Origin of the sequence: Leeia oryzae DSM 17879 (assembly GCF_000376945.1) — a bacterium.
Taxonomy (GTDB): Bacteria; Pseudomonadota; Gammaproteobacteria; order Burkholderiales; family Leeiaceae; genus Leeia; species Leeia oryzae.
Window position 1 is genome coordinate 24,553 of record NZ_AQXU01000012.1, and the last position, 18,240, is coordinate 42,792.

Consider the following 18,240-nt stretch of genomic DNA (forward strand, 5'->3'; position numbering starts at 1 on the left):
TCTCTTAACGAATACCGAATCCATAAACATTGCCATTGCGTGTCTGAATAACAATGGTTTCATCTTTAACTAACGGTTGAACATCAACCGCACTTCCATCTAGCTGTCGTCGCGCAACGATTTGTCCATTATCTCTGGAAAGTACATGCGCAAAACCTTCTGCATCTGCAACAACAACAAAACGCCCCAAGGCTGCCGGCGCAGAAACACCACGATATTTCAACCTGTCCTGACGCCATACACTGGCACCATTGTCTTTATCAAATGCATAAATGCTGCCATTTGAGTCTGTGACATAAACATTATGAAAATCAGCGGCCAAACCACGCTCGCTCGCCACTTCTCTGGTCCATTTCAATTGACCCGTTCTCGAGTCAAAACAAGACATTTTACCTTGATAAGCAACAGCACACACGGTCTGGTCAATGACCGCCGGAGAGCTAGCAATATCGGTAATACGTTCAAGATCTGTCACCCCACGCGGCTGAGCAACGGTTGCTTCCCATAAGACCACCCCACGTGCCATGTCCACTGCCAGCAGTTTACCAGCGGTCGCACCAATATACGCCACATTCTGGTCTACAACCGCAGGTGCAGACGAACGCAATGAAAGCGATGGCTGAGATCTGGAGACCTGCCACTTCTTGGCACCAGACAACAAATCGTATCCGGTCAGATTACCGTCACCCGATTTGACCAAAACGGTGTTGGCTGCAATTGTTGGTGCTGCCAATACCTGGCTACCCACGGTAGAACGCCAGGCAAGCTTGCCATCCAGATTATAGGCAAGCAGTTCACCCTTTGTATTGACGACAGCTACTTTGCCCGCGCCGCCCCCCACACCAGCAGACAATGGCTCGCCGGTCGCAACCGAGAACCCGCCATCAACTTGCCTGATCTGGCCATCTGCACCTGCTGCATAAACATGATTATCGACAACTGCGGGCGAAAATCCGTAAACGCCAGCGGCACCAACAGATGCTTGCCAGACAGGCTCCAGTGAGGCTTGAGCAACAAAGTCGGTTAATTCAGTTGGGGGATTAATACGCTCACCCGATGTCCACATGGCGCATCCAGCCAGAATAGACGTCGCAGATAGAATTGTCAGGCCTCGAAGATATGCGTTCATTATTTGCCCCCGCCTAAAGCATCCAGCTTCATTTCAACCACCGATTGCAGTGGATCACCCTTTTCCAGCTGTTCAATGGCAACCTGATACATGGATTTGGCACCCGATGCATCCCCTTTAGCCCAAAGAATGTCGCCCTTCAGATTGCTTACCTGGCCTTTCAGCGGATCAACCGTAATCAGGGCCAGTTCGGACAAGGCCTTATCATACTGCTTGCCATCCAGCAGAACGGTAGCCAGACGTAAATGGGCCAAATCCTTCAGCGGAGCCTCGGTCGCATTGCTCACCACCCATTCAAGGTCTTTAACCACATCGGCCGTTTGGCCTTTTTCCCATTCATAATGAGCCGCCAGAATAGCGCCACGGCTGGCATAAGCCGTACCGGCATAATCAGAAACCAGTTTCTGTTTGGTCGCTGTAACTACCGAATCTTTTTTTGCAGAAATGGCGGTTTGCAATACTTCATACTGTTGCGCTGCTTCTGCAGATTGCTTGTTCTTCCAGTATTTCCAGCCTTGTACGCCACCAAAAACCACCAATGCACTCAAGGAGAGGCCAATGACAAATTTTCCATTGTCTTGCCACCAGGCTTTCAGCGCGTCCAGCTGCTCTTGTTCTTGCAAATCATATACCGCCATAACAACCTCTTATCGTTAGAAAGTATTGCCGGGTTTTACTTGATTGTCGTGATCACATCACTGACAGATAGTCTTTGCTGCTCGCCAGCCTGACGCAATGGTTTTAACGTCACTTGCTGGGCACTTGCCTCATCGTCGCCAATAATAACAGCAAACCGGGCACCAGACTGATCTGCCTTCTTCATTTGGGATTTGAAACTGGCCTCACCCATGTGCTGTTGAACACTGAATCCAGCCTGGCGAAGCTGGCTGGCCACCTGCCAGGCAAAAGCTGCCGCTTGCTCGCCCTGCTGCGCCAGATAAATATCCAGCGTCTGTAGCGGCAACGCAATTTCCTGAGCCTCAAGCAACAACAAAATACGCTCGATTCCCATGCCGAAACCACAGGCAGGTGCTGGCTTGCCGCCCATTTGCTCAATCAGACCATCATAGCGGCCACCGCCACAAATCGTACCCTGAGAGCCAAGCTGGGTCGTTGTCCATTCAAACACTGTCCGGTTATAGTAATCCAGCCCTCTGACCAGACGAGAGTTAATCTGATAATCAATCCCGGCTTGACGGATATAAGACTGAAACTTCTCGAAATGCTTGAGAGAATCTTCACTGACAAAATCAATCAGCTTGGGTGCTGCATCCACCATGGCCTGCATGGATGGGTTCTTGGTATCAAGAATCCTCAGCGGGTTGGTGTGCAGACGACGTTTAGCCTCTTCATCCAGCAACTCGGCATGTGATTCAAGATAGCTGATCAGACTAGCCCTGTGAGCGGCACGGCTTTCGGTATCACCCAGCGTGTTGATTTCCAGCGCTACATTTGTCAGCCCCAGTTTCTTCCAGAGATCGGACAGCATCACCAGTTGTTCAGCGTCAACATCCGGGCCAGCCAGCCCCAGTGCCTCGACACCAAACTGGTGAAATTGGCGATAACGTCCTTTTTGCGGACGCTCGTGCCGGAACATCGGACCGCTATACCATACGCGTTGCGGGCCATCGTACAACAAATTATGCTCAAGTACGGCACGCAGGCAAGATGCCGTGCCTTCCGGTCTCAGGGTAAGGCTGTCGCCGTTCAGGCGGTCGATAAAGGTATACATCTCCTTTTCGACAATATCTGTTACCTCACCAATGGAGCGGACAAACAAATCCGTCTGTTCAACAATCGGCATGCGGATGTTGCGATAACCATACGCAGCGAATACTTCCCTGACGATTGCTTCAAAAGACTCCCAGCGCGCACTCTCACCAGGAAGGATATCGTTCATCCCTTTAATTGCTTGAATTGTTTTTGCCATAAAATATCTATATGAGATCTGTTTGTCTTAAAAATTGTCGCAGCCTTCATCAGGAAGGCTGATCAGATAGCTTTCACCGGAATGACCTTGGGCGTATTGTTTTGCCGTTTGACACCACCAGGGCCGTAATGCTGGGTAACATAGTCAGCGACGATAGCCTGGAATTCCTCGGCAATATTGTCACCTTTCAACGTTACCGTCTTTTCGCCGTTCACATATACAGGGCAGACAGGCACTTCTCCCGTGCCGGGCAATGAAATACCGATGTCAGCCAAACGTGATTCACCAGGGCCATTGACGACACACCCCATTACGGCCACATTCAGGTCTGCCACACCGGGATACTGCAAACGCCATACCGGCATTTGCTCTCTCAGATAAGTCTGGATACGGTCAGCTAGTTCCTGGAAGAAGGTACTAGTGGTTCTGCCGCATCCAGGGCACGCAGTGACCAGTGGAGTGAAAGAACGTATCCCCATGGTCTGCAAAATTTCCTGTGCAACAATCACTTCACGCGTCCGGTCACCACCAGGTTCTGGTGTCAACGAAACACGAATCGTGTCGCCAATCCCTTCTTGCAACAACACACTTAACGCTGCTGTAGACGCAACAATACCCTTGCTACCCATCCCCGCCTCGGTCAAACCTAAATGCAACGCATATTGGCAGCGACCGGCCAGATCACGGTAGACGGCAATCAAGTCCTGCACATGACTGACTTTGCACGACAGAATGATTTTTTCCGGCGCAAGCCCCAACTCAACGGCCTTATCAGCAGACTCAAGTGCAGAGACAATCAATGCTTCGCGCATGACGGCATCCGGTGTTAGGGGTTGCGCCCGCTTGGCATTTTCATCCATCAGGCGACTAGCCAAAGCCTGATCCAGGCTGCCCCAGTTAACCCCGATACGTACCGGCTTGTCGTACTCGATTGCCGTTTGAATCATGAAAGCAAATTGCTCGTCTTTTTTACTGCCCCGACCAACATTACCTGGATTGATACGAAACTTTGCCAAGGCAGCAGCACAGTCCGGATAGTCTTTGAGCAAGCGATGACCGTTGAAATGAAAGTCGCCAACCAATGGCACAAAACATCCCAAATCATCCAGCTGCTTACGGATTTCGGAGACAGCTGCTGCTGCCTCTGCTGAATTCACCGTAATCCGGACGATTTCTGAACCGGCGCGAGCCAATTCTGCAATCTGTGCCACCGTCGCAGGGATATCCGCTGTATCGGTATTGGTCATGGATTGCACAACAACGGGCGCATCGCCACCTACCAATACATTACCAATACGAACTTGCAGGGATTGTCTACGAGCCAACATGTTAACCACACTTAATACACAATATTGATTGGATCACTCAGCGAATGACGTTACTGGACTTCCAGCCGGGCAATTTCTCCGCGAATGGACGAAGAAATATCCACTGGCTTGCCAGCATAATTCACAGTGACGTGAGAAGCTTTGCCCAGCTTCAGCTTGAGGGGTGGTTGACCATCCACTTCCAGCTTGGTATTTGCTTTTAGCATTTGGGACGCCAGTTTTTTGCCGCTGGCATCTTTGACCTCTACCCAGGCATCCTCGTCTGCAGATAGCACCAAATGCCCTGCCCCCCCCTGCACCTCAACAGCAGAGGCCAGTTGTTCCTGACTTTGTGCAGTCTGGAGTGCCAGATCATCTGATGATGCATTGGCTTCAGGAGCAACAATGGCTTCTGAAGCGGGCATGGCGACTGAAGTCGGCTGCTCAGAACGGCTTAGCAGCCCATGAAGCAAACCGGGTTTTCCAAATGACAGCAGGCCCGTCAGTGAAAACACGATGACGGCCAACACACCCAACACAGCAATACTGCCTATCAGCCATTTCCAGCCGGTAAAACTTCTGGACACTTCAAATTTTTGCTGTGTATATGGCAACGCAATCACAGGAGACTCATCCGCCGGCAAGACCAAGGCCAACGCGTCTTTCAAGATTTGCGGATCAAGCTCCAGGAATTTCCCGTAATTTTTTGCAATTCCCTGAAGAAACACTCGATTAGGGAATACAGAGAAATCCCCCTGCTCCAAGGCTGACAGTTGGGTAACAGAAAATCTCAAGTGCCTGCTGACATCTTCAAGCGTCAACCCTTTTTCAAGACGAGCCTGCGAAAGCAACTGGGGTAGCGCTACAGTCGATGATTGAGGCAAAGACTCTTCTGCCTGACTGGACTGATCAATCATCCTGCACCCCACGCTGATACATGTCAGCCTCTCTCGATTTTGGAAATAACTTCAATAATCTTGTTGCAGCACTTTGCAATGCGTCTTGCTTGTCCAGCTTGCGATAGACTTTGACAGACAGCCAGTAAACCTCTGGCGAATCAATATTCAACTCGGCCAGCTGTTGCAGATACTGGCTTGCCATGATGTAATCTTTTGCCTTGTACCGCATTTCTGCCAAACCATATAACGGCAATGGCATCTGCGGACTACGGCGATTTGCTCGCAGGAAATAACTCTCTGCGGCTGCAAAATCATTGATTTTCTTCGCACAAAGGCCTGCATAGGTGTATGCCACTTCTGGCGTTTTATACAGTGGATCGTGCGCTGCCAGGGTAAAGTACTGGAACGACGCTGCCGGATTGGTTCTGCATACAAACCAGCCGTAATTGGTGTTGTAATCCGGATTCTTTGGTTCGATTTTTAGGGCCTGGCTGAAATTCTGCTGGGCAAGTTCGTTTTCTTCCAGCTGCGCGTAAACCAAGCCAAGCGCGTTGTAGCCTACCGCAAGGTCGGGACGAGCCTCTCTCGATGTCATTGCCTCATCCAGCGCATCTTTATTCTTGCCGACGCTAAGATAAAAGGCTGACAGTTGTGCATGAACATTTGCACGCTGTTCTTGCAAGGCCTTTTCGTCATCGGCCATTGCGTTGAGCATGACAAAACACATCAAACCCGTTGAGAGGAATTTCGCCCATCGAAGCGTCATGATTTACTCATCCTTTTGCAGTTGCTGCCACTTTATCTGCCGTTGAGTTTTATCCATTACCTGACCTGCAAGCTGACCACAGGCGGCATCAATATCATCACCCCGTGTCCTGCGTACCGTAACAACAAAACCTGCATCAATCAAGCGCTGCCTGAAGCGTTTCAATTGCTCAGGCTTGGATCGCGCATAACCCGAGTTAGGGAACGGGTTGAATGGAATCAGGTTGAACTTGCAAGGTACATCTTTCACCAGGGCGATCAACTGTCTTGCATGCTCGTCCGTATCGTTAACCCCGTCGAGCATGACATATTCAAACGTGATGAAATCTCTTGGTGCTTTTTCAAGATACCGGCGGCACGCCTCCATCAGCTGGGCCAGCGGATACTTTTTGTTAATCGGGACGATTTCGTCCCGCAGTGCATCGTTTGGTGCATGCAAACTGACGGCCAATGCAACCGGACAATCTTCACGCAACCGATCCATCGCCGGCACAATGCCGGATGTAGACAGGGTAACACGCCGGCGGGACAGGCCATAGGCATGATCATCCAGCATAAGCCGCATAGCGGTCACTACATTATCATAATTCGCGAGCGGTTCACCCATCCCCATCATGACAACGTTAGAAATAATACGTTCCCCCTTTGGGTCTCTTCCAAGCGACTTGTTTGCCCACCAGACCTGGCCAATGATTTCAGCCACTGTCAGGTTGCGGTTAAAACCTTGTCGCCCGGTGGAGCAAAAGGTGCACTCTAGCGCACAACCAACTTGCGACGACACACACAAGGTGCCACGATCGTCTTCCGGAATAAACACGGTTTCGATAGCACCGGCCTGCCCTACGTTCAGGGCCCATTTGCGAGTACCATCTTCAGAAGCCTGCTCGGCCACCAGTGCTGGCGGCGTAATGCACGTTACCTTGCCCAGCTTTTCTCGGGTGACTTTGGCAATGTCGGTCATGTTCGCAAAATCAGACTCACCAAAATGATGAATCCAGCGAAGCAATTGCTTGGCACGAAATGGCTTCTCACCCTGGCTAACCAGGTACTCCGTCATACCGGCAAGATCAAAATCTAACAAATTGGTCATACAAACCCCAAAAAGGCCAGCAAAGCTGGCCTTGTGGATACGGCGACAAGGCCGTAATTTTCAACTACATCTTCCGAACTGAAGATTAACGTGCGTAAACTTCGGCTTGCGGGAAGAAGAAAGCAATTTCAACTGCTGCGGTTTCAGCAGCATCAGAACCATGTACTGCGTTTGCATCGATGCTATCAGCAAAATCAGCACGGATGGTACCAGCTTCTGCTTTCTTAGGATCAGTAGCGCCCATCAGGTCGCGGTTTTTCAGAACGGCGCCTTCACCTTCCAGTACCTGGATCATCACTGGGCCAGAGATCATGAAATCAACCAGATCTTTGAAGAATGGACGGGCAGCGTGAACAGCGTAAAAGCCTTCAGCTTCTGCACGTGACAGTTGTTTCATTTTAGAAGCAACAATCTTCAGGCCAGCGTTTTCAAAACGGCTGTAGATTTGACCGATGACATTTTTTGCAACTGCATCAGGCTTGATGATAGATAGGGTACGTTCGATTGCCATGCTATATTTACTCCAACTTAGCGTTTTTAGTGATTCTTTTTGCAGATTACATGCAAACTGTTAATCAAATATTATAACAGAAGTTATTAACAGATTCACCTACCACACTTAGCCTTCGTGAACAACAATGCGCTGACCTCTGGTTTGTTTGCCATCTGGCCCCAATAAAAACAGATAATCCGACACCAGGGATTCTGGCTTTGGCAGATTGTCCTTGAATTCACCAGGATGGGTACGGCTTCTGAACGGGGAATTAATCACGCCCGGCACCAGAATGTTGACTCGCAGATTATCAAACCGGGACCACTCGTCCGACCAGCCCAATGCGGCATGCTCCATGGCGGCCCTGGTGGAAGAAAGCCCGTTCCAATAAGCAGCAGGATGTGCCGCATGACTTTCGGATGTCACAACGATTGAAGCATCTTCGGCGGCTTTCAGCAATGGCAAGCAGGCCTTGGTCAGACCAAATGGTGCAACTACATTGACGCGAAGGCGTTTGGTGTAGTTATCGACCGTATCAACTTCCATCGGGCTTAAAGAATCATCCAGTGCGGCACAATGGACAATCCCATCCAGCCGCTTCAGTTGTCGCTCAATCACAGAGGCAGCATGATTGAACTCCTGTTCACCCGCTGTCGCCAGATCCATGGGCATGATAGCCGGTTCCGGGTTACCCGCGGCAACAATACGGTCATACACTTTCTCTAGCCACTTGACCCGTCTTGCCAGCAAGATCACGGTCGCGCCATGGCTTGCACACGCTTCTGCAACCGCAGCACCAACACCTGTACTTGCCCCGGTTACCAGAATAACGCGGTCCTTCAAGAGGTCTGCAGGGGCTTCATAATGTCTCATCACGAGATAACTCCATTTATATTTTAAAATGTTCGGGCACGTTCAAACCCAGAGTGGTTGCCAGTCTGTTTGCTGCCACTACCCCACTTCTTGCTGCAGACTCCAGCGTGGCCGGATACGGACTTTCAATATAATCCCCGGCAAATGCAAAACGGGCATTGGACGTTTTTCCATCAGGACGTGGCAAGGCCACATCTGCCTGAAATGTTGCCCTGGTCTCAAGAATGGATTTTGCCCATAGTGGCGTTGGCAACTCAGGGAAAAATGCTTTTAACTCCTGAATCACCTTCGATTCAAGTTCTTCTTTAGGTGAAGCATGCTGACGATGCTCTGCGCTAATCACCACCGCAAGCAAACCATGCTCACCAGTCAACTGCCCACGGTCAAACACCCAATGGCAAATGCCGTTCTCTATGCAGTGATGCAATCCATGCACGGGCTTTGGCAAACTCGCCGTTTCTGCATATTGTACATACACTGTCCGGATTGGCTGATAGGCAAATGCAGATACATGATCAACTGCTGATGAAAGTTCATGTGGCAAGTCCAGATCCGCCAACTGATGCGGGCCAACCGCACAGACTACGGCATCGGCGGATAGTGCTTGCTTGCTGGTAATCAGGGTAAATCCGTCAGCATCACACTGGAGATGTTTCACTTTCTCTGCGAGAAACATCTTTCCGTCATGCTTGGCCACAAATACAGCGGCCTTTTCCGGCCATAATGCAGACAAGTTCACCTTGGGCAGCAGCATGCGAGACGCGTTTGCCCCTGCTAGCAGGCCATCCAGAATGACGCTTTTGAAAATACGCGATGATGCCAGATGGATCGGTGTGTTTAAGGCTGCCAGGCAAAGCGGCTCCCAGAAATAGCAGATCGAATTGTCTGTCTGCCCCCGTAACCAGTCTGAAACGGGTCCATCAGGCGCGGACCGAGAGGAGAATCTGGTCTGCACGAGCTTGGACAGAATGCCCATCTTGTCGCGCAGGTTGAATCCTTTGGCAGTCAGCAGCGCAAGCAAAGTCCCCGCACGCCCGAGTAATGGATTCGCGCTCAGATTGACTTTGCCGTGCATATCCCAGGTGAGTGGCAGGGCCTTGAGCGCCAAATGTTCATCTGGATCAACAAATGCCATCAGACCCAGCAGCGTCGTGTAAGCACCTAGCAAAATATGCTGTCCATTGTCCAGATGGTGTCCGTGCCAAGTCACCTGTCGCGCCCGTCCGCCAAGGCGTTTCCCGGCTTCAAAAACATTGACCTGGCAACCAGAGGCAGACAACACAACCGCAGCCGCCATACCAGCGTAGCCGCCGCCCATGACGACAACCTTTGGCTTCATAAGGTTAAGCCAAAACACCAGGTTTTGAAGGCCAGCCACAGTTTCCGGCCACCAGGGATACTCAGTCGCTGGTTGAGCACTTTACCTGCGCCATCGAGAACGATTTCTTCCAGTGTGGCATGATAGATAGCCGCCATCATCAACCCGGGGCGCTGAGTTTTTCGGTCAACTGCCGGCAATAGTGACAGCGCCTTCTTGTATGATGCACGCGCACGCTCGACTTCAAACAGCATGAGCGCCGTGAAACGATCGGACTCTTGGTATCTGGTCAGCTCAGAGGCTGGTACCTGAAAGGATTGCAGGTCTTCAACCGGCAGATAAATCCGCCCACGCCGAACATCTTCACCCACATCCCGGATGATATTGGTCAACTGGAAGGCGATACCAAGCTCATGTGCGTAAGCAAGCGTACTCTCGTCCTTAAACCCGAATATCCTCGCAGATAGCTGCCCCACGACACCCGCCACCCGATGGCAATACAGCAATAAATCCTGATACGTGGCATAGCGCACCATATTCAGGTCCATCTCCATGCCGTCCAGAATCTCTTCAAACTCGCTCATTGGCAAGGCAAATGTCTTGATGGCTGGCACCAGGGCTTTTGTCACAGGGTGTTGCGGCTGGCCAGAGAACGCATTCGCCAGTTCAGTACGCCACCAGTTCAGCTTTGCCCTGGCAACCTGTTCATCACTGACCTCATCGACAACGTCATCCACTTCCCGGCAAAAGGCATAGAGCGCCATCATGGCTTGACGACGTTCCATGGGAAGAAAGCGAAATGCGTAGTAGAAACTGGAGCCGCTTTTTGCTGCTTTATCAGCGCAATATTGATCTGGAGTCACCGATTTCTCACACCTTGAATGAGCGAGGAAACAATGCCCGCCCTAACATATAAAACCAGTCTGCCATTTTCAGCTGTGGTCGATGCTCAAAAACATCACCCTGGTTATCCCAAAGCTTTTTCAGGATACGTTCCCCCCCCAGAATGATCATGCGCAATTCCAGTCCCATACGACCGGGCAACATTAAGCCAAGCGGCGCCCCTGCTTGCAGCATTTTCCTGGTGCGTTCTATTTCGAAACGCATCAGGTTTTGCCACTGGGGCGTCATGACGCCCGCTGCAATTTGCGACTCATTGACGTTAAAGCGCACCAAATCTTCCTGTGGGAGATAAACCCGGCCTTTTGACCAATCAATGGCCACATCCTGCCAGAAATTGATCAATTGCAAGGCGGTACAAATGCCGTCACTCATGGCCAGCGCTTGCGGTGTGGTCAATCCAAATAAATGGAGCATCAATCGCCCAACAGGGTTTGCAGAGCGGCGACAGTATTGAACCAGCTCGCCAAAATCCTGATAGCGGACCTTGACCACATCCTGACTGAATGCATCCAGCAGATCGTTAAATGGTTGCAATGGCAACTGGTGGTCAGCAATGACCTTTTTCAGGGCCTGAAACAGTGGAATATCAGATGTCTGCCCTTGAGAGATTTTTTTTAGCTCTTCACGATAGGCATCCAGCGCAGCCAATCTTACCTCCGGCAAAGCATCCCCTTCATCTGCAATGTCATCCGCAGAACGGGCAAATGCATAAATGACTTCAACGGGATGGCGAAGACGCCGGGGTAACAATAATGAGGCTACAGGGAAGTTTTCGTAATGATCGACCGGCATCGGGTCCGTCGCCTTTGATACCAAGCTAAGATGGCCGTATTATGCCTTAAACACTTGGCCTAGCCTATCCGCATCACGTAATACCCGGTATTTCCACATGGTCTGTGGCAGAATAAAACAAACAACACTGTCATCATGGCTTGTGTTATCATGCGCCCGCAGCCGTTATTGTTGATTTTACGGCGCGCTGACTCTCTGTAGTTCAATGGATAGAACGGCCCCCTCCTAAGGGGCAGATACAGGTTCGATTCCTGTCGGGGAGGCCAGTTTAACTGGCCCTCACCTCAAGCGCTCACACTTCCCCAAGCGATTTACGAATATTATCCAGTGCCAGCACCGGGTCTGCCGCTTTGGTGATTGGCCGGCCAATCACCAGATAATCCGAACCATTGGCCACAGCGGCTTCTGGTGTCATGATTCTGGCCTGGTCGTCAGCACTGGCATCGGCAGGACGAATACCGGGGGTCACGGTCAAAAACGCACTGCCCAAATCCTGCTTGATTTTGCCGGCTTCAAGGGCAGAGCAAACCACACCATCAAAACCGGATACTTGGGTCAAACGAGCCAAACGATCCACCATCTCGGCTGGGCTACCCTGCAAGCCGATTTCCTGAAGATCCGAAGCTTCCATACTGGTCAGGATGGTGACCGCAATCAGCTTTGGTCTGTATGACAAACCTTCTACTCTTTCACGAACGGTCTCCATCATCCGGCGACCACCCAGGGCATGTACGTTCACCATCCACACCCCGAGCTCAGCTGCTGTTTTAACAGCCTGGGCGACAGTATTCGGGATATCGTGAAATTTCATGTCCAGAAAAACGTCAAATCCTTGGGCATGAAATTTCTCGAGTAAACCAGGGCCACAGCGCGTAAATAATTCCTTACCCACCTTCAGACGGCACGTTGACGGGTTCAGTCGGGATACAAATGCAATCGCTTCCTGCTCGATGGCAAAATCCAGTGCAATGATGATTCTTTTATCAATACGGTTCATTTTTGATACTTTAGAAGTAAAGATTAAACACTATGCCAGCGCGCGATAACGTTGCGGCGAGTACGATTCCCAGGTCGCACACCCCGGACAATGCCAAAAATACTGCCGGGCCTTAAATCCGCAATGCTTGCATGAATACATGTTCAAACGATCGGCGTGCTGATGCACAAGCTGCCTGACTTGCTCAAGATCTGCTCTGCGCTCAACTGGCACAACCTGCAATTGAACCTGTAAAAGCTGATCCAGCCCCGCCAGTGTCGGCTGACGGCGAAGTTCATCTTTCAGGAGCACATAAGCATCATTAAGCCTGCCCTGCTGAAGTTCACCATGAATGATATGTTCCAGCAGATCTAGGGACGGGTGCGACAGATACAGGCCTTTCAGAAGTGCCAGCCCTTCATCAAGACGAGATTGCTGCTCGTAGGTTCGTAATAAACGCTCGGCTACCATCGGCAAAAACTCTGCATCCTGACTCTCGACACGACGCCAGATTTTGATCGCCTCTTCCGGCAATTTCTGCGCCAATGCCAGATCACCCAACATGATCGTCGCTCTGACACATTTGCGATGAACATTTAATGCCGCTTCAAGATTGAGGGTTGCAGTTGGCCAATCAAGTTCAGACATTGCACGATGCGCAAGTTCACAGTGAAACTGAGCCACCTCTGCCTGCCATGCATGCGGGGTATCCGACAATTGCCGTGCCATATCAATGGCTTTGGGCCATTCTCTTTCCTGCTGGTAGATGCCAAGCAAAGCTTCTTTGGCTGCTGTTGATCTGTTAGTGGATAACAAACGGGTAAATGCATCCTCAGCCCGGTCAAACAAACCGGCTTTGAGAAAGTCATGCCCCAATGCTTCTAATGCATCCGAGCGAATCTCTTCCGTTACATCCTGCCTGGCAACAATCGACTGGTGAAGGGTAATGGCCTTGTCGATTTCCCCTTTGCGGCGAAACAGGCTCCCCAAGGCAAACTGCAACTCGACCGTATCGGGATGATTGTGTGCCACACTGACCAGCGATTCGAGCGCTTTGTCATGCTGCTCGGACAACAAGAAATTCAGGCCTTTGAAATAGGCCTGAGGAACACGACGAGACTCCCGCAATAATTGCCTTAAATCAATCCGTGCAGCCAGCCAGCCCAGCCCGAAGAAAACCGGCAGGGACAACAACCATAAGAAATTAAATTCCACGCTAATTTTTTCCGGAGCTAAACGTTAGCAACGCTTAGATAGGTAAATCTGATGAAGTCACAACACCGTCTAACGGCTGAACAGGCTCTGGCGCATGTGACGATTTATGTCGCAACTCTCGCTTGAGAGCCAGCAACTCGCGACGCACCCTCATGACAAAAACCAGGCTTGCGAGCAACCCGAACAAGGCACCTGCTACAAAAAAAACCAGTACCAAGACAATCAGGGGCGTATTCCAGGCGTAACCAAGAAAGAGATTCATGGTGACAGTCTGGCTGTTATGCATGGCAAAACCAAACAGCAGCAAGAATACGACGACCTTCAAGGCCAGCAACGCATATTTCATGGCACTACCTTTTCACTATCAGCGTAAACACAAATCCAGACCGGTACTCAAATCCTGGCGGATATCCTCCAGTGACTCCAGGCCAACCGATACACGCAACAGCCCTTCAACCACGCCTGCAGCCTCTCTGGCTTCCGGACTGATCCGGAAATGCGTTGTACTGGCAGGGTGTGTAATCGTTGTTTTAGCGTCACCAAGATTACCTGTAATGGAAATCATCCGTGTTGCATCTATCACCTGCCAGGCTGCTTCTCGCCCACCTTTCACGATAAACGAGAGTACGCCCCCACCCATGGTCTGCTGCTGTTTTGCAAGCGCATGCTGAGGATGAGAGGCCAGCCCGGGGTGATAAACCCGTTCTACCGCAGGATGCTGCTCCAGCCATTCGGCCAATGCCAACGCGGTCTGACAGTGGCGCTCCATCCTCAATGGCAAGGTTTCCAGAGACTTGAGCAGCGTCCATGCATTAAAAGCTGACAAGGTTGGTCCGGCTGTTCGCAAGAACAGAAAGACTTGCTGCATCAAATCCTTGTTACCCAGTACAGCCCCCCCCAGTACCCTGCCCTGGCCATCAATGTATTTAGTGGCAGAGTGCACGACAATGTCAGCCCCCATCGTCAGGGGCTTTTGCAAAATGGGCGTGGCAAAACAGTTATCCACCGCCAAAATCACGCCACGCGCTTTTGTCACGGCGGCAATGGCAGAGATATCGGCCAACTCCATCAGGGGGTTGGAAGGCGTTTCCAGATAGAACAGTTTGGTATTCGGCTGAATGGCCGCTTCCCAGGCACTGACATCATCCAGTGGCACGTAAGTCGTGGTGATACCAAAACGGGACAAGATGTTGTTGAATAAGCCGATGGTTGACCCAAACAGACTCAGTGAAGCAACAATATGATCACCGCTCTTCAGAAGCCCCATGCAGACAGACAGAATGGCAGACATGCCACTAGCCGTTGCGACACAACGCTCGGCATGCTCCATCGCCGCCAAGCGTTCTTCAAACATGGTGACGGTCGGATTTGTAAAGCGCGAATAAGTGTAACCAGGTTCAGATTCGCTAAACCGGGCTGCTGCTTCTGCTGCAGATGCAAACACGTAGCTGGAAGTAAGGAACAGGCCTTCACTGTGCTCGCCAAAAGCACTACGCATGGTGCCAGCCCTGACTGCCAGCGTGGCATCATCAAAGTTACTATCCAGCAGTTCAGAGCGGTCGTGATCCATGTTATTCCTCGTAACGCAATGCTTGTTCAGCTACACCCAGATTAAAATCCAGATTCCGGGTCTGACCATCATCTGCACTATCCTGCTTGCCATCCGAGCGGCTATTTTCAATCTGGGCCAGGTACTCTTCCGAGATGTCACCAGTCGTATAAATACCATCAAAACAGGAAGCGTCAAACGAAACATTGGCCGGATTTGCCGCTTTCACTGCTTCTTTCAATGATTCCAGATCCTGATAAATCACGGCATCAGCCCCGATTTCCTCTGCAATCTGCTCATCGGTTCTGCCATTAGCCAACAATTCGTGCCTGCTTGGCATATCAATACCGTAAACATATGGGAACCGTACAGGAGGCGCCGCAGAAGCGAAGAACACTTTATTCGCCCCTGCTTCTCTCGCCATCAGTACGATTTCATGGCTGGTTGTTCCACGCACAATAGAATCATCTACCAGCAATACATTCTTGCCTTTGAACTCGATGCCGATGGCATTGAGCTTCTGTCTGACAGACTTCTTGCGCATAGCCTGCCCTGGCATGATAAAGGTACGGCCGATATAACGGTTTTTGATAAAACCGTCACGGTAAGGCAAGTTCAAGCTATTGGCCAATTGCAAGGCACTTGGACGACTGGTATCCGGAATTGGAATCACCACATCAATGCGTTCATCACCCAGGACTTCTTTTACTTTACGGGCAAGACCTTCACCCATGTTCAAACGGGCTTCGTGGACAGATGCACCATCAATCACCGAGTCAGGTCGGGCAAGATAGACATATTCGAAGATACAGGTGTTCAGGCTTGGATTTTCAGCACATTGGCGGCTATGGAACGTGCCATCAAATTCGATGAACAAGGCCTCACCCGGTGCAATGTCACGAACCAGCTTAAAGCCAAGCGAATCCAGTGCGACCGATTCCGATGCCACCAGATATTCTTTACCGGCAGCTGTATTCGCCTCGCCGTATACCAGCGGACGAATACCGTAAGGGTCACGGAACGCCACCAGACCATACCCGGCAATCATCGCAACCACACCGTATGCACCGCGGCAACGCTTGTGGACACCCGCAATGGCACCAAAGACGGCATCAGCATCAATACGGCTATTTTTGGTCAGGCGTTGCAACTCGTGCGCAAATACATTCAACAGAACCTCTGAGTCAGAGTTCGTGTTGATGTGACGCAGATCCAGCTGATACATCTCGCGTTTCAACTGCTCGGCATTGGTCAGGTTGCCGTTATGCGCCAGCACAATACCAAACGGTGAGTTCACATAGAACGGCTGAGACTCGGCAACCGAAGATGAGCCCGCAGTAGGATAGCGGACATGTGCAATCCCGCTTGCCCCCATCAGAGAACGCATATTCCGGGTACGGAAAACATCCCGAACGAGGCCATTACCTTTGTGCATATGAAAAGAGTTGCCATTAGCAGTTACAATGCCGGCGGCATCCTGACCCCTGTGCTGTAAAATCAGCAGGCCATCGTAAAGTAACTGGTTAACAGGCTGTTTGCCTACAACACCCAAAATACCACACATGTTTGCGTTCTCTAGTTCAAGTCAAAAACAAACTTTGAATGCCATGTTAAATGACACCACAAAGCAAAATTCCGTGAGCACTGCTAACTGCCCGTTCAATATTTTACCAATGCACCCAAATGTGCAGGCAACCATGGCTTAATGTCTGCAACAATTACCTCTAGCGGCGCACTGAATGCCGCTTCTCGCCAGAAGCTGGATTGAGGCAACTTGGTCAGGCCAGCCATGATGACCAGCAAGCACAGGATCAGCACACCACGAATCAGGCCGAACAATATCCCGAGTGCTCGATCCACTACGCCCAGTCCGGATAATTTCACCAACTCGCCAATCGCTATCGTGACAAAAGACATCAACAACCAGCCTGCCAGCATAAGCAACACAAATGCAACCAGTACTTTTAACGGTTGGCCCGGAATTTCCGCAGGCAACCAGGGTATAACATCCAGATAAAAGGCTTGTGCCAATGCGTAAGCAGCTACCCAAGTGAGTAGTGACAAAACCTCTTTGACCAACCCTCTGATGACACCAAGCACAACGGATACACTAACAATGCCCAAAGCCAGGTAATCAAAACCTGTCATGCAAATAACCCCGCAAATATGCTCAAGTCAAACCTCAATTGGTCACAATAATTGCTGGCAAGCCAGCGGCTTCTGCCTTCTTGCGGACGTAATCTGCTTCGTCTTTGGATGCATAGGGGCCTGCTCTCACCTTGCTAAACTCACCTTTATCGGTATGGACCGTCACAACAAATGCACGGATGCCATGGCCAGACAGTTTTTGCAATAAATCCTTGGCCTTGGAGCCATCATTCAAAGCGGCAAACTGGACCACATAAGGCTTTTTCTGCTGCTCACTCTTAGCCGCATCTGCTTTAGCAGGAGGTGTCTGCTGTTTATCTGCCAATGCATTCAATGCCTCTTGCTGCTTTTTAAGCTCGGCAGCTTTTTTGGCATCATCCTGCTGCTTTTGCTTGTCTTGAGCCAGCTTTAGCTGACGCTGCTTCTCGGCATCCAGTTGGGCCTGTTTGTCTGCAGCTTCTTTCAAGCCTTTGGTGGCCGCCTTGTCGGCAGGCACAGAGGCCGTGCTATCCTGGGTCTCTTTCGGAATTTCTGCCGTCACCGATTGTGTAGGTGCAGAAACCGCCGCCACCGTTGAAACATCATCACTACTTGCAGGTGCTTCATTTGCAGGGGTGGCCAGCGCAGGCAGTGAATTTGCATTTTGATCAGGGATTTCAATCTTGACGTCCTGATTGTTGGCTTTAGGCTGAGTATCCAGCACCATCGGCAGTACAATCACCATCAGCAGAACCAATGCGATGGCACCAACTAAACGCCTTCTTGCACGCCGCTTTAATAACTGCTGCTCTTCATTCAAGCTCTGAATCTTTGAAACCTTATCATTCATAGACGATATTTCCTGAACACCTCA

19 protein-coding genes and 1 tRNA gene are annotated in these 18,240 nt (G+C 50.7%); 1 reads left to right on the plus strand and 19 read right to left on the minus strand.

What is annotated here, in order from left to right; translation table 11 throughout:
* Positions 1 to 4: 4 nt before the first annotated feature.
* The 12 genes from bamB to hpnC all read right to left on the minus strand — a co-directional run bounded on the left by bamB (position 5) and on the right by hpnC (position 11,499).
* Positions 5 to 1,129, minus strand: a complete 1,125-nt coding sequence (gene bamB, locus F552_RS0101315) for an outer membrane protein assembly factor BamB (RefSeq protein ID WP_026182279.1) — start codon at positions 1,127 to 1,129, stop codon at positions 5 to 7.
* Positions 1,129 to 1,767, minus strand: a complete 639-nt coding sequence (locus tag F552_RS0101320) for a YfgM family protein (RefSeq protein ID WP_018149909.1) — start codon at positions 1,765 to 1,767, stop codon at positions 1,129 to 1,131. Before F552_RS0101320 ends, bamB begins: the two co-directional genes overlap by 1 nt.
* A 35-nt stretch (positions 1,768 to 1,802) precedes the next feature.
* Complete coding sequence (gene hisS, locus F552_RS0101325; RefSeq protein ID WP_018149910.1) at positions 1,803 to 3,059, minus strand: histidine--tRNA ligase; 1,257 nt, start codon at positions 3,057 to 3,059, stop codon at positions 1,803 to 1,805.
* 62 nt (positions 3,060 to 3,121) lie between these two features.
* Complete coding sequence (gene ispG, locus F552_RS0101330) at positions 3,122 to 4,387, minus strand: flavodoxin-dependent (E)-4-hydroxy-3-methylbut-2-enyl-diphosphate synthase (RefSeq protein ID WP_033374445.1); 1,266 nt, start codon at positions 4,385 to 4,387, stop codon at positions 3,122 to 3,124.
* A gap of 50 nt (positions 4,388 to 4,437) precedes the next feature.
* A complete protein-coding gene (locus F552_RS0101335; RefSeq protein WP_083917394.1) occupies positions 4,438 to 5,283 on the minus strand; it encodes a helix-turn-helix domain-containing protein in 846 nt (281 codons plus the stop codon).
* The gene (locus tag F552_RS0101340; RefSeq protein ID WP_026182281.1) at positions 5,276 to 5,980 is read right to left on the minus strand and encodes a tetratricopeptide repeat protein; all 705 of its coding nucleotides are present in this window, start codon (positions 5,978 to 5,980) and stop codon (positions 5,276 to 5,278) included. The genes F552_RS0101335 and F552_RS0101340 overlap by 8 nt, the downstream gene beginning before the upstream one ends.
* Before the next feature lie 54 nt (positions 5,981 to 6,034).
* Positions 6,035 to 7,120: a dual-specificity RNA methyltransferase RlmN gene (gene rlmN, locus F552_RS0101345; RefSeq protein ID WP_018149914.1), complete on the minus strand. Its 1,086-nt coding sequence runs from the start codon at positions 7,118 to 7,120 to the stop codon at positions 6,035 to 6,037.
* Positions 7,121 to 7,205: 85 nt separating this feature from the next.
* Positions 7,206 to 7,631, minus strand: a complete 426-nt coding sequence (gene ndk, locus F552_RS0101350) for a nucleoside-diphosphate kinase (RefSeq protein ID WP_018149915.1) — start codon at positions 7,629 to 7,631, stop codon at positions 7,206 to 7,208.
* Positions 7,632 to 7,739: 108 nt separating this feature from the next.
* Complete coding sequence (locus F552_RS0101355) at positions 7,740 to 8,486, minus strand: SDR family NAD(P)-dependent oxidoreductase (protein ID WP_018149916.1); 747 nt, start codon at positions 8,484 to 8,486, stop codon at positions 7,740 to 7,742.
* A 16-nt stretch (positions 8,487 to 8,502) separates the two neighbouring features.
* Positions 8,503 to 9,825 carry a hydroxysqualene dehydroxylase HpnE gene (gene hpnE / locus F552_RS0101360; RefSeq protein ID WP_026182282.1) on the minus strand — a complete coding sequence of 441 codons (1,323 nt, stop codon included), beginning with the start codon at positions 9,823 to 9,825 and terminating at the stop codon, positions 8,503 to 8,505.
* A complete protein-coding gene (gene hpnD / locus F552_RS0101365) occupies positions 9,822 to 10,667 on the minus strand; it encodes a presqualene diphosphate synthase HpnD (RefSeq protein WP_026182283.1) in 846 nt (281 codons plus the stop codon). The genes hpnE and hpnD overlap by 4 nt, the downstream gene beginning before the upstream one ends.
* Positions 10,668 to 10,674: 7 nt before the next feature.
* A complete protein-coding gene (hpnC, locus tag F552_RS0101370) occupies positions 10,675 to 11,499 on the minus strand; it encodes a squalene synthase HpnC (RefSeq protein ID WP_018149919.1) in 825 nt (274 codons plus the stop codon).
* 191 nt (positions 11,500 to 11,690) lie between these two features.
* Between hpnC and F552_RS0101375 the strand changes: the two genes are divergently transcribed.
* Positions 11,691 to 11,765, plus strand: a tRNA-Arg gene (locus tag F552_RS0101375).
* A 26-nt stretch (positions 11,766 to 11,791) separates the two neighbouring features.
* Here F552_RS0101375 and pyrF read toward each other — a convergent pair.
* The 7 genes from pyrF to F552_RS0101410 all read right to left on the minus strand — a co-directional run bounded on the left by pyrF (position 11,792) and on the right by F552_RS0101410 (position 18,216).
* The gene (gene pyrF / locus F552_RS0101380) at positions 11,792 to 12,496 is read right to left on the minus strand and encodes an orotidine-5'-phosphate decarboxylase (protein ID WP_018149920.1); all 705 of its coding nucleotides are present in this window, start codon (positions 12,494 to 12,496) and stop codon (positions 11,792 to 11,794) included.
* A 30-nt stretch (positions 12,497 to 12,526) separates the two neighbouring features.
* Positions 12,527 to 13,690 (minus strand): lipopolysaccharide assembly protein LapB, encoded by a 1,164-nt coding sequence (gene lapB, locus F552_RS0101385; protein ID WP_018149921.1) that lies wholly within the window; start codon positions 13,688 to 13,690, stop codon positions 12,527 to 12,529.
* A gap of 34 nt (positions 13,691 to 13,724) precedes the next feature.
* Positions 13,725 to 14,036 (minus strand): LapA family protein, encoded by a 312-nt coding sequence (locus F552_RS0101390; RefSeq protein ID WP_018149922.1) that lies wholly within the window; start codon positions 14,034 to 14,036, stop codon positions 13,725 to 13,727.
* A gap of 18 nt (positions 14,037 to 14,054) precedes the next feature.
* Positions 14,055 to 15,260, minus strand: a complete 1,206-nt coding sequence (locus F552_RS0101395) for an O-succinylhomoserine sulfhydrylase (protein WP_018149923.1) — start codon at positions 15,258 to 15,260, stop codon at positions 14,055 to 14,057.
* Between the two features lies 1 nt (position 15,261).
* Entirely contained in the window at positions 15,262 to 16,803 is a 1,542-nt protein-coding gene (purF, locus tag F552_RS0101400; RefSeq protein ID WP_018149924.1) for an amidophosphoribosyltransferase, read from the minus strand.
* 95 nt (positions 16,804 to 16,898) lie between these two features.
* Positions 16,899 to 17,387, minus strand: a complete 489-nt coding sequence (locus F552_RS0101405; protein WP_018149925.1) for a CvpA family protein — start codon at positions 17,385 to 17,387, stop codon at positions 16,899 to 16,901.
* A gap of 34 nt (positions 17,388 to 17,421) precedes the next feature.
* Positions 17,422 to 18,216, minus strand: a complete 795-nt coding sequence (locus F552_RS0101410) for an SPOR domain-containing protein (RefSeq protein ID WP_018149926.1) — start codon at positions 18,214 to 18,216, stop codon at positions 17,422 to 17,424.
* Positions 18,217 to 18,240: the final 24 nt, after the last annotated feature.